We start from the raw sequence: 23,547 nt of genomic DNA on the forward strand, positions 1-23,547 counted from the left end.
TGTCCGTGGGAAAGCTTCCTCACCTCACCGCTGCCGGGCCGTTCTCAGGCCGCGACTTCGCGCGATGCGCGCTTGCGCTCGTGCTCTTTCAGGTGGCGCTTGCGCAGGCGGATCGACTTGGGTGTGATCTCGACCAGTTCGTCGTCCTCGATGAACTCGACGCCGTATTCCAGCGTGACCATGATGGGCGGCGTGATCTTGATCGCGTCTTCCTTGCCGCTCACGCGGAAGTTGGTGAGCTGCTTGGTGCGGGTCGCGTTGACGACGAGGTCGTTGTCGCGGCTGTGGATGCCGACGATCATGCCTTCGTATACCGGGTCGTTCGCGCGCACGAACATGCGGCCGCGATCGTCCAGCTTGCCCAGGGCATAGTTGAAGATCTCGCCGTCGTCCATGGAGATCAGCACGCCGTTCTTGCGGCCGCCGATCTCGCCCTTGTGCGCTTCGTAGCTGTCGAAGATGTTGGAAATCAGGCCCGAGCCGCGCGTCAGGTTCAGGAACTCGTTCGTGAAGCCGATCAGGCCCCGCGCCGGGATGCGGTATTCGAGGCGCACGCGGCCCCGGCCGTCCGGGTCCATGTTCACGAGGTCGCCCTTGCGCTCGCCCAGGGCCTGCATCACGCCGCCCTGGTGCTGCTCTTCGATGTCCACGGTCACGAGCTCGATCGGCTCGTGCTTCTCGCCGTTGACCGTTTTGAAGACGACGCGGGGCTTGGAGACGGCGAGCTCGTAGCCCTCGCGCCGCATGTTTTCCAGCAGGATGGTCAGGTGCAGTTCGCCACGGCCCATCACCTCGAAGATGCCTTCCTCGTCGGTTTCCGCGACTTTCAGCGCCACGTTGTGCTGCAGTTCCTTCTGCAGGCGGTCCCAGATCTGGCGGCTGGTCACGTACTTGCCCTCTCTTCCGGCCAGGGGGCTGGTGTTGACGCAGAAGTTCATGGTCAGCGTGGGCTCGTCCACCTTCAGCATGGGCAGCGGCGCGGGGTTCACGGGGTCCGTGACGGTCACGCCGATGCCGATGTCCGCGATGCCGTTGATCAGCACGATTTCGCCGGGTCCGGCTTCGGTCACCTGCACGCGCTCCAGACCCTGGAAGGTCAGCACCTGGTTGACGCGACCCTTGATGGCCGAACCTTCCGGGCCTTCCAACACGAGCACGTCCATCCCGGGCTTGACCGTGCCCGAGTGGATGCGGCCGACGCCGATGCGGCCGACGAAGGTGGAGAAATCCAGCGCGGAGATCTGCAGCTGCAGAGGCGCCTGCGGATCGCCCTCGTGCGGCGGCACGTGCGCGAGGATGGTGTCGAAGAGCGCCGACATGTCGGGGCCCCACTGCTCGCCCTGCGCGCCTTCGTCCATGGAGCTCCAGCCGTTGATGCCCGAGGCATAGACCACGGGGAAATCGAGCTGCTCGTCGGTCGCGCCCAGCTTGTCGAACAGGTCGAAAGCCGCGTCGACGACGTATTGCGGACGCGCGCCCGGCTTGTCCACCTTGTTTACGACGAGGATGGGACGCAGGCCCAGGGCCAGCGCCTTCTTGGTCACGAAGCGCGTCTGCGGCATCGGGCCTTCCTGCGCGTCGATCAGCAGCACGACGCCGTCCACCATCGACAGCGCACGCTCCACTTCGCCGCCGAAGTCCGCGTGGCCGGGGGTGTCGACGATGTTGATGTGCGTCCCCTTCCAGCTCACCGCGCAGTTTTTTGCCAGGATGGTGATGCCGCGTTCGCGCTCGATGGCGTTGTTGTCCATCACGGTGTCGACCACCTTTTCGTGTTCGGCGAAGGTGCCGGACTGGCGAAGGAGCTGGTCGACCATGGTGGTCTTGCCGTGGTCGACGTGCGCGATGATCGCGATGTTGCGGATTTGCTTGTTGGTCATGTGTTGCTTTCCAGAATCTGTTCGACTTCGGGCGGGCTCAGGAGCCTGCCCGGAATGAGTTCGCCGCCCTTCGCGTGGGCGGTGCCAAGAAGCGCGCGGGGACTGTCGCCGTAGACGGCCACCTGCTCGGCATCCAGCCAATCGCCGCGCCGGCGCAGCCCGCTCAGGAATCGTCCGGCATTGTCCGGATCGAGGGTGACATGGGTATGTCCTTCGAGCAGCGAATCCACGGGCAACAGGGCCGAGACGCGCGCGCCCTCGTCCATCGCCTCGAACGCGTCGAGCGTGACGCACCGGGCGATCTCGAATTGCCCTGTCGCAGTCCGCCGCAGCGAGGTGAGGTGTCCGCCGCAGCCGAGCGCTGCGCCGATGTCCTCGCCCAGCGTGCGGATGTACGTGCCCTTGCTGACGCGTGCGACCATGCGCAGCTCGCTCGGGCCGGAGGGAGCCAGCGACAAGTCGTGGATCACCACGTTGCGCGCTTCGCGCTCCACTTCCTCGCCCGCCCGTGCGTACTCGTACAGTGCCTTGCCATCTTTCTTCAATGCGCTGTGCATCGGTGGGATTTGTCGTTGCGCACCGCTGAAACGCTGCACGAGCTGTGCCAGCGCCGCGGCGTCGATGGCGGGAACTTCCCGCTGTTCGATGACGTCGCCCTCGGCATCCCCGGTGGATGTCTTCACGCCCAACCGGATGGTGGCTTCGTAGGTCTTGTCCGCTTCGAGCTGCAGCTGGCTGAATTTGGTCGCGGCGCCGAAGCAAAGCGGCAGCACGCCGGTGGCCAGCGGATCGAGCGTGCCCGTGTGGCCGGCCTTCTCGGCGCGCAGCAGCCATTTGCACTTCTGCAAGGCATTGTTGCTGGATAGACCCAGCGGTTTGTCGAGCAACAACACCCCATGCACAGGGCGCCGCTGCACCCTGGTGCGTGGCGCGTTCATGGCTAGTCCTCTTTGGCGCGGGAGGAAACCGCCTTGGCGATCAAGGCGTTCATGTCCGCCGCGCGTTCGGTCGTGCGGTCGAACTGGAAGTGCAGCGTCGGCACGGTGTGGATGTGCAAACGCTTGAACAGGCCGTTGCGCAGGAATCCCGCGGCCTGGTTCAACGCCAGCTCGCATTCCGCGGGGTCGCCCACGAGCACGCTGAAGAAGACCTTCGCGTGCGCGTAGTCGGGCGTGACTTCCACCGCCTGGATCGTCACCATGCCCACGCGAGGGTCCTTCAGCTCGCGCGCGATCAACTCCGTCAGATCGCGCTGGATCTGATCGGCGACCTTGAAGGCGCGGTTGGGCGTGGTGGCAGCTTTACGGACCATATTTGCAGAAGGTCGGACCGCCGCAGGCGGTCCGTTGACCCGTCATAACGTACGGGCGATTTCCTTGATCTCGAAGAACTCCAGCTGATCGCCTTCCTTGATGTCGTTGTAGTTCTTCAGCTTGATACCGCACTCGAAGCCTTCCTTGACCTCGCGCACGTCGTCCTTCATCCGCTTGATCGAATCGACCTCGCCCGTGTAGACCACGACGTTGTCGCGCAGCAGGCGGAAGTGCGCCGAGCGGTTGACCGCGCCCGAGGTGACCATGCAACCCGCGACGGTGCCGATCTTGGACGCGACGAACACGGTGCGGACTTCCGCGGTACCGATGACTTCCTCGCGCTTTTCCGGCGCCAGCATGCCCGACATCGCAACCTTCAGTTCGTCCACGGCGTCGTAGATGATGCTGTAGTAGCGAATGTCCACGCCGTTGCTCTCGGCAAGCTTGCGCGCGCCGGCATCGGCCCGCACGTTGAAGCCGATGATCACGGCCTTGGAGGCGATCGCCAGGTTGATGTCGGACTCGCTGATGCCGCCCACCGCGGAATACACCAGTTGCACCTTGACCTCGTCGGTGGAGAGCTTGAGCAGCGACTGCCCCAGCGCCTCCTGCGAGCCCTGCACGTCGGCCTTGATGATGATCGGAACCATCTTCACCTCGCCGGCGGTCATGTCGGTGAACATGTTCTCCAGCTTGGACGCCTGCTGGCGGGCCAGCTTGGTATTGCGGAACTTGCCTGCGCGGTAGGTCGCGATTTCGCGCGCGCGGCGCTCGTCGGTCAGCACCATGAACTCGTCGCCGGCCTGCGGCACTTCGGTCAGGCCCTGGATTTCCACGGGGATCGAGGGTCCGGCGGACTTGATCGACTTTCCGTTTTCATCCAGCATGGCGCGCACGCGGCCGAACGTCTGGCCCGCGAGCACCACGTCGCCGGTGTTCAACGTGCCCGACTGGACCAGCACGGTCGCCACGGGGCCGCGCCCCTTGTCCAGCTGCGCCTCGATCACGAGGCCCTTGGCCATCGCGGCGACCGGGGCCTTGAGCTCCAGCACTTCGGCCTGCAACAGCACCTGTTCGAGCAGCGCGTCGATGCCAGCGCCCGTTTTCGCGGACACAGGCACGAACGGCGACTCGCCGCCGTATTCCTCTGGCACCACCTCTTCGGCCACCAGTTCCTGCTTCACGCGGTCGAGGTTGGCATCGGGCTTGTCGATCTTGTTGATCGCGACCACGATGGGCACGCCGGCCGCCTTCGCGTGCTTGATGGCTTCCTTGGTCTGCGGCATGACGCCGTCGTCCGCGGCCACGACCAGGATCACGATGTCCGTCGCCTGCGCACCGCGGGCGCGCATGGCGGTGAACGCCTCGTGGCCCGGGGTGTCCAGGAAGGAGATCATCCCGCGCGGCGTTTCGACGTGGTAGGCGCCGATGTGCTGCGTGATGCCGCCCGCCTCGCCCGAGGCGACCTTGGCGCGGCGGATGTAGTCCAGCAGCGAGGTCTTTCCGTGGTCAACGTGACCCATCACTGTGACGACCGGCGCGCGCGGCAGGGCCTCGCCCTCGGCGGCACCGACGTCCTGCTCGGTGAAGGCCTCCGGATCGTCCAGCGCGGCGGTGACCGCCTTGTGGCCCATTTCCTCGACGACGATCATCGCGGTGTCCTGGTCCAGCGGCTGGTTGATGGTGACCATCTGGCCCATCTTCATCAGCGCCTTGATCACTTCACCGGCCTTCACCGCCATCTTGTGCGCGAGTTCCGCGACCGTGATGGTCTCGGGCACGTGCACTTCGATGACGCGGGCTTCGACCGGTGCGGCTTGCGACTGGTCGTCGCCCCCGCGGTGGTCGCGGCTGTCGCGGCGGCCTCGTGGCCCGCCGCGCCAGCTGTTGCGGCCCACGCCGCCGGTGCTGTCGCCACGGGTCTTGATTTCCTTCTTCTTGGCAGGATCGCCGGCCCAGCTGGACGACAGCTTGGCGGATTTGACTTCCTTGCCAGCACCGCCGGGTGCCGCCGGCGCGGCGCCGGGCGCGGGCGGGCGGCCCGTGCCGGTGCCGACCGCGGGCTTGTGCAACGTGCCCTTGGCGCCCGGCTTGGCCGGGTCGGCCTTGGCCACCGGCTTCACGGGTTCGGGTGCCTTATGGGGCACCAGGACCTTCTTGGGGGCCGACATCATCTGGCGAATGGCGGCCGCTTCAGCCTCGGCCTTGCGGCGGCGCTCGCCCAGGTCGGCGGCGCGCGCGGCTTCCTCGTCGGCCCGGGCCTTCGATTCGGCAGCGGCCTTCTCGCGGGCTTCGGTTTGCGCCTTGGCGACGGCCGTGGCGGCTTCGTCCACGACAGCCTTCGCGGCTGACTTCGGCTGCGCACCGGTCTCGGCCTTCGCAGCTTCGGCCTGCTGGGCGGCAGCGGCCTTCTCGGCGACGTCGCGTTCGCGCGCTTCCGCCTCCTCGCGCAGGCGGCGCTTCTCGGCGAGTTCTTCCTCCTGGCGGCGGATGAATTCGGCCTGGCGGCGCGCCTCTTCCTCGCGGCGGGTCAATTCCGCTTCGTCGATCTGGTGGGCGACGGGCTCCTGCACCTCCGGTTCGGGCGCCTCGACGACAGCCGTGTCGGAGCCTTCGTCACGCTTGACGAAGGTGCGCTTCTTGCGCACCTCGACCTGGATGGTGCGGGCCTTGCCGCTCGAGTCGGCCTGCTTGATCTCACTGGTGGATTTCTTCACCAGCGTGATCTTCTTGCGCTCGGGCGTGGCGGTGCCGTGGCTGGCCTGCAGGTAGCCGAGCAGCTTCTGCTTGTCGGCTTCGCTCAGGGCGTCGGACGGGGCCGATTTGGCCACGCCCGCGCTGCGAAGTTGTTCAAGCAAGGTGTCGGTCGATTTCTTGAGTTCGCTGGCGAACTCGGCGACGGTAGTACTGGACATGTGTTCTGGTGCCTTCCATCACATCACTCTTGGGCCGCGGTGGCAGTGGTAAACCAGTGCTCGCGAGCCTTCATGATCAGGGACTTGGCCTCGTCCGCAGACTGGCCGGTGATATCGGTGAGTTCATCGACGGCCAGGTCGGCCAGGTCGTCGCGGGTGTGCACGCCGGCTTCGGCGAGCTTGGCGATCAGCGCGGGGTTCAGGCCGTCGAGGTCGCGCAGGTCCTGCGAGACTTCCTCGACGCTCTCTTCGCGCGCGATCTCCATGGTCAGCAGCGCATCCTTGGCGCGCGACCGCAATTCGTTGACGGTGTCCTCGTCGAAGGATTCGATCTCCAGCATTTCCTGGATCGGCACGTAGGCCACTTCTTCCAGGCTGGTGAATCCCTCGGAGATCAGGATGTCGGCGATTTCCTCGTCCACGTCGAGCTTTTCCATGAACAGGGCGCGCTGCACCGTGGTTTCCTCGGCCTGCTTCTGGGCGGACTCGTTGGCATCCATGATGTTGATCTTCCAGCCCGTGAGGTCGGAAGCCAGGCGCACGTTCTGCCCGCCGCGGCCGATCGCGATCGCGAGGTTTTCCTCGTCGACCACGACGTCCATGGCGTGCTTTTCCTCGTCGACGACGATGGAGGACACGTTCGCGGGCGCCAGGGCGCCGATCACGAACTGCGCCGGATCCTCGGACCACAGGACGATGTCCACGCGCTCACCCGCCAGTTCGTTCGTGACCGCGTTGACGCGCGTGCCGCGCACGCCGACGCAGGTGCCGATCGGGTCGACACGCTTGTCGTGCGAGAGCACGGCGATCTTGGCGCGCGAGCCCGGGTCGCGGGCGCAGCTCTTGATCTCCAGCAGGCCCTGCTCGATCTCGGGGACTTCCTGGCGGAACAGCTCGATCATGAATTCCGGCGCGGAACGCGACAGGATGATCGGCGCGCCGCGCAGCGTCAGGTCGACTTCCATGATCATGGCGCGGACGCGGTCGCCGTTTCGCAGGTTCTCCTTGGGGATCATCTCGCCGCGGCGCAGGCGGCCTTCGACACGGCCGCTCTCCACGATGATGTCGCCCTTGTCCATGCGCTTGACGGTGCCGACGAAGATCTTGTCGCCGCGCGACATGAAGTCGTTGAGCAGCATCTCGCGCTCGGCATCGCGGATCTTCTGCAGGATCACCTGCTTGGCGGCCATCGCGCCGATGCGGCCGATCGGGACGGACTCCACCGATTCCTCGATGTACTCGCCCTCCTCGACGTCGGCGATGCGCTCCTTCGCGTCCATCAGCAGTTCTTCGGCGTCGGGGTTCTGCAGGCCCGCCTCGTCGGGCACGACCAGCCAGCGGCGGAAGGTCTCGTAGTTGCCGCTGTCGCGGTCCACCGCCACGCGGATGTCCACGTCGCCCGAATAGAGCTTCTTGGTGGCCTGCGCCAGTGCGGCTTCGACGGCACCGAACACGACGTCGCGCTCGACGTTCTTCTCGCGCGAGATCGCTTCAACCAGCATCAACATTTCGCGATTCATTTCACGACTCTCCTAACTGCCTGGGCTTCCTGCCCTTGAAATCAACGATCGGTGCCAAACGCGCGTCCTTCAGCTCGTCCAGCGTGAATCCCAACACCTGCAGCGGAGGCGGCACCCGCTTGGCGCTCACCTTCTGACCCGGCTTTGCTTCCGGCTCGTCGCTCCACGTGATCTGCCAGCCCGCGCCTTCTCCGCGCGACAACTGGCCCCGAAACTTCTTGCGGTTCGCGGCCACCTGGCCGGCCGCCGCGGCGCCCATCGGCGCCTTCAGCGTGATGTCCACCAGTTCGCCCGAGAAACGCTCGAAATCCTGCTCGCTCCTGAGCGGCCTGTCGATCCCCGGCGACGACACTTCCAGCCGCTTGTATTCCGCGCCTTCGACTTCCAGCGCGAACTGCAGCTGCCGCGTCACCTTCTCGCAGTCCTCCACGTTCACGAACTGCTGCTGGCCCGGCTTCCATGGCAGGTCGATCGTGATGCGCAGCAAGCCCCCGGCGGAGCGTTCGATCTCCACCAAGTCGTAACCGAGACCGGTTACCGTCTGCTCCACGATGTCCTGGAATGCCACTGCCTCGGATGCCCCTTGCACTTGCGTTGCGCCAATAAACGATCGACCAAAAAAAACGGGCGGTGATTACCCGCCCGTTTGGTCGTGAAGCAAGGATTGTACCTCGAAACGCCTTGTTTTGCAAGGGGTTACAGGCCCCCGAACACCTGTGCTACTCGTCCACCCGGCCCCTCAAGACCTTGACCTGCGAACGCAGGTTCTTGGACTCCAGCCGCCTCCTTTTGGACGCGTAGGTCGGCTTGGTCGGGCGGCGCATGCGCGGCGGCTCGGCGACGCTGTCCACCAGTTCCTGCAGGCGTCCCAAGGCCTCGGCGCGGTTCATGTCCTGGCTGCGATGCGTCTGGGCCTTGATGATGAGCACGCCGTCCCGGGTGATGCGCTGGTCGGCCAGGGCCAGCAGCCGCTCCTTGTGATCCGGCGCCAAGGATGAGTTGGGGATGTCGAAGCGCAGATGGATGGCGCTGGACACCTTGTTCACGTTCTGGCCCCCCGCGCCCTGCGCCCGCATGGCCGTGAGTTCGACCTCGGATTCGGGGATTGTCGTCGAAGCCCGGGTGGCCATCCCCTGTCCTCAGGAAGCGGCGGCGACGAGCGTGCGGGTGTAGTCCTCGCGGGGCGAATCCAGCACCTGCGCCACCGTCCCGGATTCGAGGATGTCCCCGTCCTTCATCACCATCACGTCGTGCGCCATCGCGCGGATCACGTCGACGTCGTGCGTGATGAGCAGGTAGCTCAGGCCCTTCTCGCGCTGGAGCCGCTGCAGCAGCTTGAGCACCTGCTTCTGGATCGTCACGTCCAGCGCGCTGGTGGGCTCGTCGAGCACGAGGAGCTGCGGGCCCACGATCAGCGCACGCGCGATGGCCAGGCGTTGCCGCTGCCCGCCCGAGAATTCATGCGGATAGCGCTGCAGGAGGCCCGGGAACTGGGATTCGGTGAGGCCCACGTCGTGCAGCGCCTGCAGCACGCGTTCGCGCCGGCCGTCGATCTTCAGGCCGGGTTCGTGCACGAGCAGTCCTTCGCCCACGATTTCCTCCACTGTCATGCGCGGCGACAGGGATGAGAACGGATCCTGGAAAACCACCTGCACGAGCCGCCGGATCGCCTTGTTTGCCGCGGCATCGGGGCCCCATTGCCGGCCGACGACGCCAAGTTCGCCGCGATGCGGGATCAGGCCAAGCGCCGCCATCGCGAGGGTGGACTTGCCGGAACCCGATTCGCCGACCACCCCGAGCGTGCGGCCCGCCGGGATCGCGAAGCCGGCGTTTTTCACCGCGACGAATTCGCCCTTGCGGAACCAGCCTTTCACCCCGGGCAGCGAGACGGGATAGGCGACCTGCAGCCCCTTCGCGTCCATCACGGGAGCGCCGGCGGGCGCATCGCCCTCCACGACATCGCGTTCGGGGCGGCTGTCGATCAGCTTGCGCGTGTACGGGTGCTGGGGATTGGCGAAGATTTCGTCGACCGGTCCCTGCTCCACCAGGTACCCGTTCTCCATCACGGCCACGCGATCGGCGAACTTGCGCACCAGGTTCAGGTCGTGCGTGATCAGCAGCATCGACATGCCGTTCTGCTTCTGCACGTCGCCCAGCAGGTCCAGGATTTGCGAGCGCAGGGTCACATCCAGCGCGGTCGTCGGCTCGTCCGCGAGCAGCAGGCGGGGCCTGCCGGAAAGCGCCATCGCGATCATCGCGCGCTGGCGCTGGCCGCCGGACAACTGGTGCGGATACGCCATCGCGCGCCGCTCGGGTTCCGGAATGCCGGTCGCGCGCAAGGCCTCCACCGCAGCATCCCAGGCTTCGCGCTTGGTAAGGCCTTCCTTGAGCTGCAGCACCTCCGCGATCTGGTCGCCGATGGGAAACAGCGGGTTCAGCGCCGTCATCGGCTCCTGGAAGATCATCGCGATCTCGCGGCCGCGGATCGCGCGCTGTTCACGCTCGGGCATCGCCACGAGGTCGCGCGCCGCGCCGCCCTCGAGGCCCGTGAACTGCGCGGTCCCCGTCACGTCGGCGTTCTGCACAAGGCCCAGCAGGCTGAGCGCCGTGACGGTCTTGCCCGAGCCGGATTCACCGACCAGCGCGAGTTTCTCGCCGGGTGCGATGGTGAAGCTCACGCCGTGCACGACTTCCTTGCCGGCGAAGGCGACCCTCAGGTTGTTGACTTCGAGCAGGTTCATCGGTCGGCCTTCCGGGGATCGAGCGCGTCGCGCAAGGCGTCGCCCATGAAGGTGAGCAGGCACAGTGTCAACACCAGCACGCCGAAGGTGGACAGCGAAATCCACCAGGCATCCAGGTTCTGCTTGCCCTGCTGGAGGAGCTCGCCCAGCGAAGGCGTGCCGGGCGGGACACCGAGGCCGAGGAAGTCCAGCGAGGTCAGCGCGAGGATGGCCGCGCTCATGCGAAACGGCATGAAGGTCACGACCGGCGTCATGCTGTTTGGCATGATGTGCCGCCACATGATGCGCTGGTTGCCCACGCCCAGCGCCCGCGCGGCCCGGACATAGTCCATCTGCCGGTTGCGCAGGAATTCGGCGCGCACGTAATGCGACAGGCTGGTCCACCCGAAGAGGCTCAGCAGGATCAGCAACAGCGCCACACTCGGCGCGAAGATCGCGCTGAAGATGATCAGCAGGTACAGCTCCGGCATCGATTCCCAGACTTCGATGAAGCGCTGGAAGGCCAGGTCGATCTTTCCGGCGAAGTAGCCCTGGATCGCACCGGAGATGACGCCCAGCACGAGCCCGATCGCCATCAGCGCCAGCCCGAAAAGCACGCTGAGCCGGAAACCATACAGGAGTTGCGCCACCATGTCGCGGCCGCGTTCGTCGGTGCCCAGCCAGTTCTCGGCCGAAGGCGGGCTGGGGAACGGGTATTTCGAGTAGTACGCGAGCGTCTTCGACCCATACGGGTTCAACGTGAACAGCATCCAGTTGCCGGGCTCGGACATCTTCTTGCGGATGAAGGGGTCGTGGTAGTCGGCGGTGGATTCGAAGTCGCCGCCGAAGGTCTTCTCCGAATAGTCCTTCGCGATCGGGAAGTAGTAGCTGCCGTTGTAATGCACAACGAGCGGCCGGTCGTTCGAAAGCACCTCGGCGAAGAGGCTGACGAACAGCATCGCCAGGAAGATGACCAGGCTGATGAAGCCGAGGCGGTTCCTGCGAAAGCGCCCCCAGGCGCGCGCGCCCGGGCTGTTGGCGGCGGGACGTTCAATCGAATTTGACACGGGGATCGGCCCAGACATAACTCAGGTCGCTGATCAGCTTCGTGACGAGGCCGATGAGCGTGAAGACGAACAGCGCGCCCAGCACCACGGGGTAGTCCCGCCGGATCACGCTCTCATAGCTCAGCAGGCCGAGCCCGTCGAGCGAGAACAGGGTTTCGATCAACAGCGACCCCGTGAAGAACGCACCGATAAAAGCAGCCGGAAAGCCGGTGAGGATCGGGATCAGCGCGTTGCGGAACACGTGCTTCCAGAGCACGCGCCGCTCGCTCAGGCCCTTGGCGCGCGCCGTCAGCACGTATTGCTTCCGGATTTCCTCCAGGAAGGAATTCTTCGTGAGCATCGTGGTGACAGCGAAGCTTCCGAGCACCATGGCCGTCACCGGAAGCGCGATGTGCCACAGGTAGTCCGCGATGCGCCCTCCCCAGCTCAGGTCGTCCCAGTTGGAGGACGTCAATCCGCGCAGCGGGAACCACTCCAGCTGCCCGCCGAAGATCACGAGCAGGAAGAGGCCCAGGACGAAGCCCGGGATCGCGTAGCCGACCAGGACGAGCACCGTCGTGATGAAGTCGAATCGCGAGCCGGCGCGCACCGCCTTCGCCACCCCGAGCGGCACCGCGATGAGGTAGCTGATGAAGAAGGTCCACAGCCCGAGGCTGATCGAGACGGGCAGCTTTTCGACGATGAGCTGCGCGACCGGCTTGTTCTGCTGGAAGCTGCGGCCCAGGTCGAAGCGCGCGTACTGGCCGAGCATCTTCCAGAAGCGCTCCGCGGGCGGCTTGTCGAAGCCGTACAGCGCCTTGATTTCCTCGATGCGCTTCGGGCTCACGCCCTGCCCGCCCCGATAGGCCGAGGTGTCGCCGCCGCCGCCGACGCGCCTGGCTTCGGCGAGGTATTGCTCCACGGGCCCGCCGGGCACGAACTGGGTGACGGTGAAGGTGATGAGCAGGACACCGAAGAGTGTCGGCAGCATCAGCAGGATGCGCTTGAGGATGTAGGCGGCCATGGTGTCGGTCAGTTCGCGGTTTGGGGCGGCATCCGCGCCCACCAGACGGTCATGAACCAGTCCATGTAGGGGACGCCTTCGGGCGGGTACGCGGGCACGACCGGCGGGCGAACCAGCCGCCAGGGGCTGTAGGCGATGCGCCGGCCGGTGGTGGTCCAGGCCGGGATCAGGTAATGACCATGGGCGATGGTGCGGTCCAGCGCGCGGCACGCCGCGAGGTAGTCGTCCCGGTTGTCCGCGACGGTGAGCCGTGCCACGAGCGCGTCGATCGCCGGGTTCTTGATGCCGCCGTAGTTGCCCGACCCGGGGATGTCGGCGGCCTTGCTCCCGAAGAGATCCGCGTAGTCGGACCCCGGGAAGTGCGTGCCGGGAAAGGAGATGCTCAGCATGTCGAACTTGTTCGATTCGAGCCGCTCCTGCCAGAGCGCGAAGTCGACCTCGCGCAGCTGGAAATCGATGCCGAGCTGCGCGAGCGCGCGGCGCCAGGCGGCCGTCGTGGTTGCGCCGCGCGCCTCCGTGCTGTCGAGGAATTCGATGACGAAGGGCTCGCCTTTCTCGTTGCGCAGCGCGCCGTCGCGCAGTTTCCACCCGGCCTCGGCCAGCAGCGCCTGCGCCTTGCGCAGGTTCTCGCGCAGGGAATTCGGTGGGTCGGTGTTGGGCGGCAGGGCCATCGGGCCGAAGACGTCCGGCGGCAATTGCGAGCGGAAGGGCTCGAGCAGCGCCACCTCCTTGGGCGAGGGCAAGCCATTTGCCTCGCAGTCCGTATTGCCGAACACGCCCTTCACCCGCTTGTACGCACCGCGGAAGAGGTGCACGTTCATCCACTCGTAATCCATCGCGAGCTCGAGCGCCATGCGCACGCGCCTGTCCTGGTACTTGGGCTGGCGCAGGTTCAGCACGTAGCTGTAGTAGCCCTCGGGCAGCTTGTGCTTGAACTCCTCCTTGACGATCTCGCCGCTGCGCACGCGGCGGCTGTCCATCCGTCGGGTCCAGTCGCCGGCGGAGAAGAACTGCATCAGGTCGAACTCGCCCGCCTTGAGCGCCTCGAGCTGGGCGGTGTTGTCGCGGTAGATCTTGATCGTGATGCGATCGAAGTTGTTCATCCCCTTGCGCACGCCGAGGTTGCGAGCCCAGTAGTTGGGGTCGCGCACGAAGGTGACGTCCTTGCCGAAGCGCACGGGGCCGATCTTGTAGGGGCCGGTGGCGACCGGCACGTCCATGATGATCTGGTCGAAGGGCTTGGGCTTGCCGTTTTCCATCCCCCACTTGGGGCTGAAGATCGGGATGCCACCCACCACGAGCGGCAGCTGCCGGTCCGTCTTCTTGAACCGGAACTTGATGGTGCGATCGTCGATGACGTCCGCGCCGGCGACGTCCGCCAGCAGCGTGGCGTACGAAGGTGTCGCGTATTTCGAGATCAGCGTCTCGTAGCTGTACTTGACGTCGCTCGCCTTGACGGGATCGCCGTTGTGGAAGCGCGCTTCAGGCCGGATGCGGAAAGTCGCGGACATGAGGTCGGCCGGCACCTCCACGTCTTCCGCGAGCAGGCCGTAGCCCACGCCGATCTCGTCGTAGGGCGTCGCGAGGAGGCCCTCGAACAGCAGCTCGCCGGTGAAGGACGGCGCGTTGCCTTTCAACGTATACGGGTTGTACTTGTCGAAGGTCGAGATCCGCGAGCCCGCGACCATGCGCAGCTCGCCGCCCTTGGGCGCGGCGGGATTCACGTAGTCGAAGTGGTCGAATCCGGGCGCATACTTGAAAGTACCCCACACCGCATAACCGGGAGCTGCCGTGACCGACCGGGCCGCGAGCAGCATCAATAAAACAAGCCAGAAGCGCATGCGACAATTCTGCCCGGTATTTTTTTGATTCGGGAAAACCATGGGCTTCCTCTCCGGCAAGAAGTTGTTGATCACGGGCGTTCTGTCCAACCGCTCCATCGCGTACGGCATCGCGAAGGCTTGCAAGGAGCAAGGGGCGGAGCTGGCGTTCAGCTACGTCGGCGAGCGTTTCAAGGACCGCATCACGGAGTTCGCCGCGGACTTCGGATCCACGCTGATCTTCGACTGCGACGTCGGCGACGACGCGCAGATCGACCAGCTCTTCAAGGATCTCTCGGCCACCTGGCCCACCTTCGACGGCTTCGTGCACAGCATCGGCTATGCGCCGCGCGAGGCGATCGCCGGCGACTTCCTCGAGGGCCTTTCGCGGGAGGGCTTCAAGATCGCGCACGACATCAGCGCCTACAGCTTCCCCGCGATGGCCAAGGCCGCCCTGCCCTACCTCAACCCGAAGTCGGCCCTCCTCACCCTCACCTACCTCGGTGCGGTCCGCACCGTGCCGAACTACAACACCATGGGCCTCGCGAAGGCCTCGCTGGAGGCCTCGGTGCGCTACCTGGCCGAATCGCTGGGCCCGAAGGGCATGCGGGTGAACGGCATCAGCGCCGGCCCGATCAAGACGCTGGCTGCCAGCGGCATCAAGGGCTTCGGCAAGATCCTGTCGGTGGTGGCGGAAGCCTCGCCGATCCGCCGCAACATCACCATCGAGGACGTCGGCAACGTCGCCGCCTTCCTGATGAGCGACCTCGCGGGCGGCGTCACGGCCGAGATCACCTACGTCGACGGCGGCTTCAGCCATGTCGTCGGCGGGATCGCCGAGCCGGCGACCCCCTAGTTCATTCGAAAAAATGCCACCTGTCCCGCGCTCAGGAAGCGCGGAACAGGTGGGCAAAGGAGCGGCTGACTTCGAGCACCTCGGGGTGCCCGTTGATCTGCACCCGTTGCCGACCGGTATCGTCACGGGTGACTGCCGCGATACAGCCCAGGTTCACGATCGTGGACCGGTGAATCTGCCAGAACTGTTCGGGATCGAGCCGCGGCATGAGCTCGCGGATCGGCGTGCGGATGAAAGCCTCCTGGTCCTTCGTCTGCACGCGGGTGTATTTCTCGTCCGAGCGGAAGAACAGCACGTCCTTCACGTCGATGAGGCGGGTGGTGGTGCCCGACGTTGCCTGGATCCAGCGCATCGGCGGCTCCGCGCCGCCGGCGCGGCCCATCGCCCGCTGCGCGCTCAGGAATTTCTCGAGCAGGCTGTCCAGCGCGGCTTCCTGTTGCGGGGCATCCAGCGCCGGCGCCTCGGCCCGGCGCGCCTGCATGCGCGCCTTCACGCGCGCGGCGGTCTGCGCGAGGCGCTCCGCCTCCACGGGCTTGAGCAGGTAGTCGAGCGCGCCGTGCTCGAACGCGGCGACGGCATATTCGTCGTACGCGGTCACGAACACGATCTCGCCCTGCCAGCCCTGCAGCGTCACGATCTCGCGCGCGGCCTCGATGCCCGTCATGGCCGGCATTCGGATGTCCAGGAAGACGACGTCCGGCCGCAACTCCTCGGCCTTGTCGATGGCCTCCTGGCCGTCGCGCGCCTCGCCCACCACTTGCAGTTCGGGCCAGACCTGCGCCAGACGGGTCTTCAGTTGTTCGCGCAGGAGCCGCTCGTCGTCGGCGACCAGGGCGCGCAGGGGCGGCGAAACGTCGGCACTCATGCGGCTTTCCCTGCGAATTCGGCGTCGTCGATGCGTGCAGCCTCGGGCGCCACGTTGTAGGGCACCGTGATGCGCACCACCGTGCCGGTGTTCGGGTCCGAGCGCAACATCAGGCGGCTCTTGCCGGGATACAGCACCGCGAGCCGCTCGCGGATGTTCTGCAGCCCGATGCCGGTGCCGGAGGTCGGCCCATCGAGAATTTCCCCGTCGGGCACGCCCACGCCGGTGTCGCTCACTTCCACCCACAGCTGCGCGTTCTGCACGCCGGCCGCCACCCGCACGGTACCGCCCTCGGACTTGGGTTCGATGCCGTGCTTGATCGCGTTTTCCACCAGGGACTGCAGCATCATGGGCGGGAAGTCCGCACTCTCCAGCCCCTGCGGCACCGCGATCTCCACGCGCAGCCGCTCCTCGATGCGCATCTGGATCAGCTCGAGGTAGGACCGGATCAGGCGCATCTCGCGGCCCAGCGTCGAGGTCTCCTGGCGCATCTGCGGCAGCGCGCCGCGCAAGTAGGTGATGAGCGCCTTCTGCATCTTCGAGGCGCGGCTCGGCTCGGTTTCGATCAGGTAGTCGACGGCGGCCAGCGTATTGAACAGGAAGTGCGGTTCCACCTGGGCCTGCAGCACCTGCAGGCGGGCCTGCACGAGCTGCCGCTCCATGGCCTCGCGCTCGGCCGCATCGACGGCGGTGCGCACCTTGGCGTCCGCCTGCGCCACCTTGCGCACGACGATCTTGGCGGCGGCCAGGTACGCGAAGAACACCACGAGCAACGCGCTGCCGATGTCGCCCAGGATGCCGCGGGCGGTGATCACCTTGCGGGCCACCACGACCTGCTTGTCCTCGTCATCGTCCTCGTCGCCATCGGGGGACGCGCTCTTGGGCGCGGCGCTCGGCGGGGACGCGTCGGTGCTGCCGGCGCCGGGCGGGACGGGCGGGTGCGGCGGGATCATCAGCGGGCCGCCGTCCTTGCCGCGGATCTGGATGCCGTCCTTGCCGCCGATGGTGACGACCATCTCCTGGTCGCTGCCCCTGACACGCACCCGGTCGTGCTTGAGGTGCAGGAGCTCGGCGAGGATGCTGCCCGCGATGATCAGGAGGAGAAAGAGGAGGATCAGGCGCCACCAGGACATCGACGACGCCCATTGGGACACCTGGGTATTCAGGCGCGCCAGCCAGCTGATCATCGACCCGCGGGCTGCGCCGGATTCGGTGCGCGGAGAGTTCATTGGCGGAGCGTAACCGCAATCGCGGCGGTGTTTTCGGCCATGGTGGCGACCGGCGTGGCCTCCACGTCGCGGCGACCCACCACCACGACGGTCGGCAGGGTCACGTGCACCGGCGCCTGCGCCACCGTGGTGTCGGCGGCCGCGGGCGTCACGGCGAAGGCGCCGACGCCCAGCCAGATCGCGGCGGTGAAGGCCGCGGCGGCGGCCATCATGCCGCCTTCCATGACGGCGACGGACAGGCGGGAGCCCGAAAATGCGGGGTGGGCGGCGCGGGTGAATTGGCTCATGAAACTCCTCCAGGGGGACCTCGAAAGTGGTCCGATGGGGAGACTGTAGGGAGCCCGGCGCGGGACTTCACCCCCGTTGCGACGAACTGCGCGGCGGCGCGACGAACTGCCGCAACGGTGGATGAGCGGGCGGCGGGCGCCCCGCCCGCCCCGCCGCTCAGGCCTTCACGCAGTCCGCGTAATAGCGCACGACGCCCTGGGCGTCCGCCTCTTCGACCAGCCCGTGGATGTCCGTCTCGAAGCCCGGGCACTGGGAGTTGAACTCCCGGGAGAACTTCAGGTAGTCCACGATCTTCTTGTTGAACACCTCGCCCGGGATCAAGAGCGGGATGCCCGGCGGGTACGGCGTGACGAGCGAGGTGGTGATGCGCCCTTCCAGGTGGTCGATCTCCACCCGCTCGGTCTTGCGGTGCGCGATGTAGGCGAAGGCGTCGCTCGGCTTCATGGCGGGCGTGAGGTCGCTCAGGTACATGTCGGTGGTCAGCCGGGCGATGTCGTAGCGGGCGTAGAGCTCGTGGACGTGCTGGCAGAGGTCCGCGAGGCCCATGCGCTCGTAGCGCGGGTACTGCTGGCAGAACTCCGGAAGGATCCGCCACATCGGCTGGTTCTTCGCGTAGTCGTCCTTGAACTGCTGCAACGCGGTGAGCAGCGTGTTCCAGCGGCCCTTGGTGATGCCGATGGTGAACATGATGAAGAAGCTGTAGAGGCCCGTCTTCTCCACGATGATCCCGTGCTCGGCGAGGAACTTGGTCACGATGGACGCCGGGATGCCCGTCTTGTCGAACTTGCCGTTCAGGTTCATGCCGGGCGTGACGATGGTGGACTTGATCGGGTCCAGCATGTTGAAGCCCTCGGCGAGGTTGCCGAAGCCGTGCCACTTGGCGGTGCGGGCCTCGCCCTTGATGATCCAGTCGTCGGCGCGGCCGATGCCTTCCTCGACCAGCTTGTCCGGTCCCCAGACCTTGAACCACCAGTCCTTGCCGTATTCCTCGTCCACCTTGCGCATGGCGCGGCGGAAGTCCAGCGCCTCCAGTATGCTTTCCTCCACCAGCGCGGTGCCGCCCGGCGGCTCCATCATCGCGGCCGCGACGTCGCAGCTCGCGATGATCGAGTACTGCGGGCTGGTGCTGGTGTGCATCAGGTAGGCCTCGTTGAAGAGGTGCCGGTCCAGCTTGCGGTTCTGCGAATCCTGCACCAGCACGTGGCTCGCCTGGCTGATGCCAGCCAGCAGCTTGTGCGTCGACTGGGTCGCGAAGGTCAGCGACTCGCGCGGGCGCACCCGCTTGCGCCCCATCGCGTGGTATTCGCCGTAGAACGGGTGGAAGGCCGCGTGCGGCAGCCAGGCTTCGTCGAAGTGCAGCGTGTCCACATAGCCGTCGAGCATCTTCTTGATGGTCTCGGTGTTGTAGATCACGCCGTCGTAGGTGGACTGCGTGAGCGTCATCACCCGGGGCTTGACCTTGTCGGCGTCCACGCCCTGCAGGAGCGGGTTCGCCTTGATCTTGGCGCGGATGGCGGCAGGCTCGAACTCGCTTTGCGGGATCGGGCCGATGATGCCGAAGTGGTTGCGCGTGGGCTTCATGAAGACGGGAATCGCGCCCGTCATGATGATCGCGTGCAGGATGGACTTGTGGCAGTTGCGGTCAACCACCACGACGTCGCCCGGCGCCACCGTGTGGTGCCAGACCATCTTGTTGGAGGTGCTGGTGCCGTTGGTGACGAAAAAGCAGTGGTCGGCGTTGAAGATGCGCGCCGCATTGCGCTCGCTCGCCGCCACTGGCCCGGTGTGGTCCAGCAGCTGGCCGAGCTCCTCCACGGCGTTGCAGACGTCCGCGCGCAGCATGTTCTCGCCGAAGAACTGGTGGAACATCTGCCCGATCGGGCTCTTGAGGAACGCGACGCCGCCCGAGTGGCCCGGGCAGTGCCAGGAATAGGAGCCGTCCTCCGCGTAGTCCAGCAGGGCCTTGAAGAACGGTGGCTGCACGCCTTCCAGGTAGCTCTTGGCCTCGCGGATGATGTGGCGCGCCATGAACTCCGGCGTGTCCTCGAACATGTGGATGAAGCCGTGCAGCTCGCGCAGGATGTCGTTCGGGATGTGGCGGGAGGTCTTGGTCTCGCCGTAGACGTAGATCGGCACGTCCAGGTTCTTGCGGCGCACTTCCTCGATGAACTTGCGCAGGTTCAGCACCGCCGGGTCGAGGTCGGGCCCGGGCGTGAATTCCTCGTCGTCGATCGACAGGATGAAGGCGCTCGCGCGGCTTTGCTGCTGCGCGAACTGCGACAGGTCGCCGTAGCTCGTGACGCCGAGCACCTCGAAACCCTCCGCTTCGATGGCGGCCGCGAGCGCGCGGATGCCGAGGCCCGAGGAGTTTTCGGAGCGGTAGTCCTCGTCGATGATGACGATGGGAAAGCGGAACTTCATGGGCGGGCCTTTCGCTGGGCCGGTCGGGCGCCAGCAGCGAAAAAAATCAAACGAGCGCGAAGTGTATGAAATAACCGGGCCGCTTCTTGCGCGACAGGCGAATTGACCCAAAATGAGGCCACATCAAGACGACCCTAGGAGGGGCCATGGCTGAATCGACCATCTGGTGGCTGCTCGCCGGCACGGCTGTTGCCGTCGAGTTGCTGACGGGCACCTTCTACCTGCTGATGCTGGCCATCGGCCTCGCTGCCGCGGCCCTCGCCGCCCATGCCGGCGCCGGGACGTCGGTCCAGCTCGTGGTGGCCGCCGTCGTCGGCGGCGGCGCGGTGACCGCCTGGCACCTGCTGCGCCCGCGCCAGCCGGCCGGCCCGGCCTCCGCCAACCGCGACGTCAACATGGACGTCGGCGAGACGGTCCAGGTCGACGCCTGGAACCCGGACGGCACCGCCTCCGTGCGTTATCGCGGCGCCAACTGGACGGTCGTGCCGTTCGCGCCGGGCACCGCCGCGACCGGCGCGCACCGGGTGCGCGAAGTCGTGGGCAGCCGCCTCGTCGTCGAAAAGATCTGAACAACAAAGGGGACTCCATGACCGTCGCGATCATCATCTTCGTCATCGCCATCATCTTCGTGGCGCGCGCCGTCAAGGTCGTGCCGCAGCAAAATGCCTGGGTCGTCGAGCGCCTGGGCAAGTACCACGCCTCGCTGGCGCCCGGGCTGAATTTCGTCGTGCCCTTCATCGACCGCGTCGCCTACAAGCACAACCTCAAGGAGATCCCGCTGGACGTCCCCAGCCAGATCTGCATCACGCGCGACAACACGCAGCTGCAGGTGGACGGCATCCTGTACTTCCAGGTGACCGACCCGATGCGCGCGAGCTACGGCTCGTCCAATTACATCGTGGCCGTCACGCAGCTCGCCCAGACCTCGCTGCGCAGCGTGATCGGCAAGCTGGAGCTGGACAAGACCTTCGAGGAGCGCGACATCATCAACGCGCAGGTGGTCCAGGCGATCGACGAAGCCGCGCTGAACTGGGGCGTGAAGGTCCTGCGCTACGAGATCAAGGACCTGACGCCGCCCAAGGAGATCCTGCACGCGATGCAGTCGCAGATCACCGCCGAGCGCGAAAAGCGCGCCCTGATCGCCGCCTCCGAGGGCCGCCGGCAGGAGCAGATCAACATCGCCACCGGCGAGCGCGAGGCCTACATTGCCCGTTCCGAAGGCGAAAAGCAGTCGATCATCAACAAGGCACAAGGCGAGGCCGCGTCCATCACCGCCGTGGCGGAGGCGACCGCCGGCGCGATCGAGCGCATCGCCGCCGCGATCCGCCAGCCGGGGGGCGAACTGGCGGTGCAGCTGAAGGTCGCGGAACGCGCGGTCGACGCTTACAGCCGGGTGGCGGCGGACGCCACCACCACCCTGATCGTGCCGAGCAACATGACGGAAGTCTCGGCCCTGATCACCTCGGCGATGAAGATGGTGCAGGGGACGAAAGCGGCCTGAGAGGATGCCGGCCGGCTAGCGCGAGTCGCCCGGGTGCTCCGTATGGCCCGTGCTCAGCGAGCTGCGCCGCGACGTCATGCCCCGCGGCAACGCGCCGCGAAACATCGGCGTCAGCGCGTGGATCTTCTCCAGCGCCGCGGCTTCGCCCCATTGGTTGGCGAGCACGCCCAGCAGGTCCCCGCGCAGGTACCAGAGCCCCTGCACGTCCAGCGAGTACCGCACCCGCCTGAGGATGTTCGGCTCGTTGATGCCGTCCAGCAGCAGGAGCATCTGCTGGCGGATGTCTTCGATGGTGACCTGCTGGCCCGGCCCTTCCAGGTTGGCGGGCGACGAAGTCGAAAACAGCTCGAAGAAACTGCTCCCGAATTTTGTTTTGAACCATCCCATCGCGTACTCCTGCAACTTCCTAGTGGGCCGGGGCGGCCATGGGGCCGCCCTCGTCGTCGGGGACCATGCCCAGGATTTCCGTGATCGGTCCCCGGGCGATGTATTCGGTCGGGGCGGCCGGAAGATCCCCGAAGCCGCTCGGCGTCTCGAAAACCGATGGCACGACGACGCTGTCGCCGCCTTCCACCGTGTGGTGGCGCACGCCGTAACGAAGCCGGTTGCGCTCGCGCGCCGAGAGGCGGGCCACCAGGTTCTTGGTCGCCCAGACGGCGCCGGCGGGCGCCGAGTCCGCGAGGCGCCTGGCCCGGCGGATGGTGGCCGCGAGGCCCGCGAACTCGGGCTGCGCCGACGGCTTCAAATTTCCTAGCCACTCCTGGCCTTCGTCGATGCCGGTGTTGAGCCGGATGTCCAGCGGCCAGCCTTTGCGCAGGAGCCAGGACTGGCTGATGCCCTGCATCGTTTCGCGGATCTCGAGCGATGCACCCAGCGCGTTCCACAGGTAGCTGCCGGACGCATCGGGAAAGAAGTAGCAGACCATGCTGTCGCTGGCATGCTGGCCATGGACGCCGCGATGCCGGCGGACGATGGGATCGACCGCCGACCAGACCTGGCTGATCAGCTCGAAGTACTCGTCGGGCGGCAGCGCGGCCCAGGTGCGATGCGGGCTGTCCAGCTGGGCGACCAGCACGGCCACGGCCGTCAACACGGGGGCGCGCGGTGAACCGCGTTCGGGCGCCGGCGCCTGGGCAGCTCGCGTCGCCGCGGGCGGCATGGGGGGCGCAACGAGCGGAGCCCGGGCCGGCGCAACCGCGGGCGCGGCTCCGGGCGAAGCGAGGTGTTCGGCGATGCGCGACAGGCTCCAGCCCAATCCCTTCAGCCGCTGGATTTCCAGGATGCGCGCGACGACGTCATCGGGGAAATAGCCGATGCGCGGAGCGTCCCCGTCGTCGGGCCCCGGCGGCAGTACCTCGGGCCTCGGCACGATCCCGCTACTGATGTAGTTGTTCAGGGTCGCGCGGGAGATTCCCGTCTGGTCGATGACTTCCTTGCTGGTCAGCATGGCATCCGTTGTCTGTCTAAGTCCGTCTATATCTGTCTAAGTAACATCTGGACAGTATTAGACACATCTAGACAGACAGTCAAGCGCGCCACTCAGCCACCGCGGCCGGGCGTTGGTAAAAAGTCACGAATGCAGGCGTGCCCAACGCGCCGGCGCGGCACTTAGTGTGTCTAAGACAGAGCCCGGCGGATGGAAATACCGCAGGCGGGCGGCGAAGCGGCGAAAGGCTAGGGCCTGCCCTTCGAGTGGTCGGGGCTCATGAGGTCCGTGGCCGTGCTGAGAAGCTCGTTGGCCTTCTTTCGCGCCTTCTTCACCGCATCGACCAGGTCGGGAGGCACGGGGGTGCCTTGTTGCAGCTGATGCTCCCAGGCCTGGTTCAGGAGCGCCTCGGCGGCGCGCGCATCGGCATCGGCCATGTGCCAGGCGTCTATGGCGGCTTTCAGGTGTTGCGGCATCGGGCGATGTTAATCGCCTGTGCGGCGCATGTGTGCCCATGCGTTGGAAGAAGGAGACTCAGCAGGGCCATCCAGCGGCACGAAATCGCCATAAAAAAAGCCCCTTTCGGGGCTTCCTGGGAGGTCGTGCGACCTTGTCTTGGCGGAGAGGGCGGGATTCGAACCCGCGGAGGGCTATTAACCCTCACACGCTTTCCAGGCGTGCGACTTAAACCGCTCATCCACCTCTCCTGCGAGCCCACGATTG

The 23,547-nt window shown here is 66.3% G+C and carries 21 protein-coding genes and 1 tRNA gene; 3 read left to right on the top strand and 19 right to left on the bottom strand.

What is annotated here, in order from left to right; all coding sequences use genetic code 11:
* Window positions 1-44 precede the first annotated feature (44 nt).
* The 11 genes from typA to I5803_RS02945 form a co-directional block, all read right to left on the bottom strand.
* The gene (typA, locus tag I5803_RS02895; RefSeq protein ID WP_196984916.1) at window positions 45-1,880 is read right to left on the bottom strand and encodes a translational GTPase TypA; all 1,836 of its coding nucleotides are present in this window, start codon (window positions 1,878-1,880) and stop codon (window positions 45-47) included.
* Window positions 1,877-2,818 carry a tRNA pseudouridine(55) synthase TruB gene (gene truB / locus I5803_RS02900; protein ID WP_196984917.1) on the bottom strand — a complete coding sequence of 314 codons (942 nt, stop codon included), beginning with the start codon at window positions 2,816-2,818 and terminating at the stop codon, window positions 1,877-1,879. The genes typA and truB overlap by 4 nt, the downstream gene beginning before the upstream one ends.
* Before the next feature lie 2 nt (window positions 2,819-2,820).
* Window positions 2,821-3,192: a 30S ribosome-binding factor RbfA gene (rbfA, locus tag I5803_RS02905; protein WP_196984918.1), complete on the bottom strand. Its 372-nt coding sequence runs from the start codon at window positions 3,190-3,192 to the stop codon at window positions 2,821-2,823.
* A 42-nt stretch (window positions 3,193-3,234) separates the two neighbouring features.
* Window positions 3,235-6,108: a translation initiation factor IF-2 gene (gene infB / locus I5803_RS02910; RefSeq protein ID WP_196984919.1), complete on the bottom strand. Its 2,874-nt coding sequence runs from the start codon at window positions 6,106-6,108 to the stop codon at window positions 3,235-3,237.
* A gap of 23 nt (window positions 6,109-6,131) precedes the next feature.
* The gene (gene nusA / locus I5803_RS02915; RefSeq protein WP_196984920.1) at window positions 6,132-7,628 is read right to left on the bottom strand and encodes a transcription termination factor NusA; all 1,497 of its coding nucleotides are present in this window, start codon (window positions 7,626-7,628) and stop codon (window positions 6,132-6,134) included.
* A gap of 1 nt (window position 7,629) precedes the next feature.
* Complete coding sequence (rimP, locus tag I5803_RS02920; RefSeq protein ID WP_196984921.1) at window positions 7,630-8,196, bottom strand: ribosome maturation factor RimP; 567 nt, start codon at window positions 8,194-8,196, stop codon at window positions 7,630-7,632.
* Between the two features lie 151 nt (window positions 8,197-8,347).
* Window positions 8,348-8,758: an alternative ribosome rescue aminoacyl-tRNA hydrolase ArfB gene (gene arfB / locus I5803_RS02925; RefSeq protein WP_196984922.1), complete on the bottom strand. Its 411-nt coding sequence runs from the start codon at window positions 8,756-8,758 to the stop codon at window positions 8,348-8,350.
* Between the two features lie 9 nt (window positions 8,759-8,767).
* Entirely contained in the window at window positions 8,768-10,369 is a 1,602-nt protein-coding gene (locus tag I5803_RS02930) for an ABC transporter ATP-binding protein (protein WP_196984923.1), read from the bottom strand.
* Window positions 10,366-11,433, bottom strand: coding sequence for an ABC transporter permease (locus I5803_RS02935; protein ID WP_196984924.1), 1,068 nt, complete (start codon window positions 11,431-11,433; stop codon window positions 10,366-10,368). The genes I5803_RS02930 and I5803_RS02935 overlap by 4 nt, the downstream gene beginning before the upstream one ends.
* Window positions 11,399-12,418 (bottom strand): microcin C ABC transporter permease YejB, encoded by a 1,020-nt coding sequence (locus I5803_RS02940; protein WP_196984925.1) that lies wholly within the window; start codon window positions 12,416-12,418, stop codon window positions 11,399-11,401. Before I5803_RS02940 ends, I5803_RS02935 begins: the two co-directional genes overlap by 35 nt.
* 8 nt (window positions 12,419-12,426) lie before the next feature.
* Entirely contained in the window at window positions 12,427-14,259 is a 1,833-nt protein-coding gene (locus I5803_RS02945) for an extracellular solute-binding protein (RefSeq protein WP_196984926.1), read from the bottom strand.
* A 40-nt stretch (window positions 14,260-14,299) separates the two neighbouring features.
* On the opposite strand from I5803_RS02945, the gene fabI reads away from it, so the two are divergent.
* Window positions 14,300-15,094: an enoyl-ACP reductase FabI gene (fabI, locus tag I5803_RS02950; RefSeq protein ID WP_196984927.1), complete on the top strand. Its 795-nt coding sequence runs from the start codon at window positions 14,300-14,302 to the stop codon at window positions 15,092-15,094.
* Window positions 15,095-15,125: 31 nt separating this feature from the next.
* Here the strand turns inward: fabI and I5803_RS02955 are convergent, their stop codons facing one another.
* From I5803_RS02955 to I5803_RS02970, 4 genes are all read right to left on the bottom strand, one after another.
* Window positions 15,126-15,959, bottom strand: a complete 834-nt coding sequence (locus I5803_RS02955; protein WP_196984928.1) for a LytR/AlgR family response regulator transcription factor — start codon at window positions 15,957-15,959, stop codon at window positions 15,126-15,128.
* Window positions 15,956-17,188, bottom strand: coding sequence for a sensor histidine kinase (locus tag I5803_RS02960; protein WP_196984929.1), 1,233 nt, complete (start codon window positions 17,186-17,188; stop codon window positions 15,956-15,958). The genes I5803_RS02955 and I5803_RS02960 overlap by 4 nt, the downstream gene beginning before the upstream one ends.
* The gene (locus I5803_RS02965) at window positions 17,185-17,475 is read right to left on the bottom strand and encodes a hypothetical protein (RefSeq protein ID WP_196984930.1); all 291 of its coding nucleotides are present in this window, start codon (window positions 17,473-17,475) and stop codon (window positions 17,185-17,187) included. Before I5803_RS02965 ends, I5803_RS02960 begins: the two co-directional genes overlap by 4 nt.
* A gap of 157 nt (window positions 17,476-17,632) precedes the next feature.
* On the bottom strand, window positions 17,633-19,897 hold the full coding sequence (locus I5803_RS02970) for an arginine/lysine/ornithine decarboxylase (protein ID WP_196984931.1): 2,265 nt from the start codon (window positions 19,895-19,897) through the stop codon (window positions 17,633-17,635).
* A 146-nt stretch (window positions 19,898-20,043) separates the two neighbouring features.
* Between I5803_RS02970 and I5803_RS02975 the strand changes: the two genes are divergently transcribed.
* Window positions 20,044-20,466, top strand: a complete 423-nt coding sequence (locus tag I5803_RS02975; RefSeq protein ID WP_196984932.1) for an NfeD family protein — start codon at window positions 20,044-20,046, stop codon at window positions 20,464-20,466.
* Between the two features lie 17 nt (window positions 20,467-20,483).
* Window positions 20,484-21,398 carry an SPFH domain-containing protein gene (locus I5803_RS02980; RefSeq protein WP_196984933.1) on the top strand — a complete coding sequence of 305 codons (915 nt, stop codon included), beginning with the start codon at window positions 20,484-20,486 and terminating at the stop codon, window positions 21,396-21,398.
* 15 nt (window positions 21,399-21,413) lie between these two features.
* Here the strand turns inward: I5803_RS02980 and I5803_RS02985 are convergent, their stop codons facing one another.
* The 4 genes from I5803_RS02985 to I5803_RS03000 form a co-directional block, all read right to left on the bottom strand.
* Window positions 21,414-21,785 (bottom strand): hypothetical protein, encoded by a 372-nt coding sequence (locus I5803_RS02985; protein WP_196984934.1) that lies wholly within the window; start codon window positions 21,783-21,785, stop codon window positions 21,414-21,416.
* 19 nt (window positions 21,786-21,804) lie between these two features.
* Entirely contained in the window at window positions 21,805-22,845 is a 1,041-nt protein-coding gene (locus I5803_RS02990; RefSeq protein ID WP_196984935.1) for a hypothetical protein, read from the bottom strand.
* A gap of 227 nt (window positions 22,846-23,072) precedes the next feature.
* Complete coding sequence (locus I5803_RS02995) at window positions 23,073-23,300, bottom strand: hypothetical protein (RefSeq protein WP_196984936.1); 228 nt, start codon at window positions 23,298-23,300, stop codon at window positions 23,073-23,075.
* A gap of 140 nt (window positions 23,301-23,440) precedes the next feature.
* A tRNA-Ser gene (locus I5803_RS03000) sits at window positions 23,441-23,531 on the bottom strand.
* Between the last annotated feature and the right edge of the window lie 16 nt (window positions 23,532-23,547).

The sequence above is a fragment of the Caenimonas aquaedulcis genome (genome assembly GCF_015831345.1).
Lineage (GTDB): Bacteria > Pseudomonadota > Gammaproteobacteria > Burkholderiales > Burkholderiaceae_C > Ramlibacter > Ramlibacter aquaedulcis.

Coding starts and splice junctions, on each gene's coding strand:
- typA (WP_196984916.1), bottom strand. CDS start 1,880: ATGACCAACAAGCAAATCCGCAACATCGCGATCATCGCGCACGTCGAC.
- truB (WP_196984917.1), bottom strand. CDS start 2,818: ATGAACGCGCCACGCACCAGGGTGCAGCGGCGCCCTGTGCATGGGGTG.
- rbfA (WP_196984918.1), bottom strand. CDS start 3,192: ATGGTCCGTAAAGCTGCCACCACGCCCAACCGCGCCTTCAAGGTCGCC.
- infB (WP_196984919.1), bottom strand. CDS start 6,108: ATGTCCAGTACTACCGTCGCCGAGTTCGCCAGCGAACTCAAGAAATCG.
- nusA (WP_196984920.1), bottom strand. CDS start 7,628: ATGAATCGCGAAATGTTGATGCTGGTTGAAGCGATCTCGCGCGAGAAG.
- arfB (WP_196984922.1), bottom strand. CDS start 8,758: ATGGCCACCCGGGCTTCGACGACAATCCCCGAATCCGAGGTCGAACTC.
- I5803_RS02930 (WP_196984923.1), bottom strand. CDS start 10,369: ATGAACCTGCTCGAAGTCAACAACCTGAGGGTCGCCTTCGCCGGCAAG.
- I5803_RS02935 (WP_196984924.1), bottom strand. CDS start 11,433: ATGTCTGGGCCGATCCCCGTGTCAAATTCGATTGAACGTCCCGCCGCC.
- I5803_RS02940 (WP_196984925.1), bottom strand. CDS start 12,418: ATGGCCGCCTACATCCTCAAGCGCATCCTGCTGATGCTGCCGACACTC.
- I5803_RS02945 (WP_196984926.1), bottom strand. CDS start 14,259: ATGCGCTTCTGGCTTGTTTTATTGATGCTGCTCGCGGCCCGGTCGGTC.
- fabI (WP_196984927.1), top strand. CDS start 14,300: ATGGGCTTCCTCTCCGGCAAGAAGTTGTTGATCACGGGCGTTCTGTCC.
- I5803_RS02955 (WP_196984928.1), bottom strand. CDS start 15,959: ATGAGTGCCGACGTTTCGCCGCCCCTGCGCGCCCTGGTCGCCGACGAC.
- I5803_RS02960 (WP_196984929.1), bottom strand. CDS start 17,188: ATGAACTCTCCGCGCACCGAATCCGGCGCAGCCCGCGGGTCGATGATC.
- I5803_RS02965 (WP_196984930.1), bottom strand. CDS start 17,475: ATGAGCCAATTCACCCGCGCCGCCCACCCCGCATTTTCGGGCTCCCGC.
- I5803_RS02970 (WP_196984931.1), bottom strand. CDS start 19,897: ATGAAGTTCCGCTTTCCCATCGTCATCATCGACGAGGACTACCGCTCC.
- I5803_RS02975 (WP_196984932.1), top strand. CDS start 20,044: ATGGCTGAATCGACCATCTGGTGGCTGCTCGCCGGCACGGCTGTTGCC.
- I5803_RS02980 (WP_196984933.1), top strand. CDS start 20,484: ATGACCGTCGCGATCATCATCTTCGTCATCGCCATCATCTTCGTGGCG.
- I5803_RS02985 (WP_196984934.1), bottom strand. CDS start 21,785: ATGGGATGGTTCAAAACAAAATTCGGGAGCAGTTTCTTCGAGCTGTTT.
- I5803_RS02990 (WP_196984935.1), bottom strand. CDS start 22,845: ATGCTGACCAGCAAGGAAGTCATCGACCAGACGGGAATCTCCCGCGCG.
- I5803_RS02995 (WP_196984936.1), bottom strand. CDS start 23,300: ATGCCGCAACACCTGAAAGCCGCCATAGACGCCTGGCACATGGCCGAT.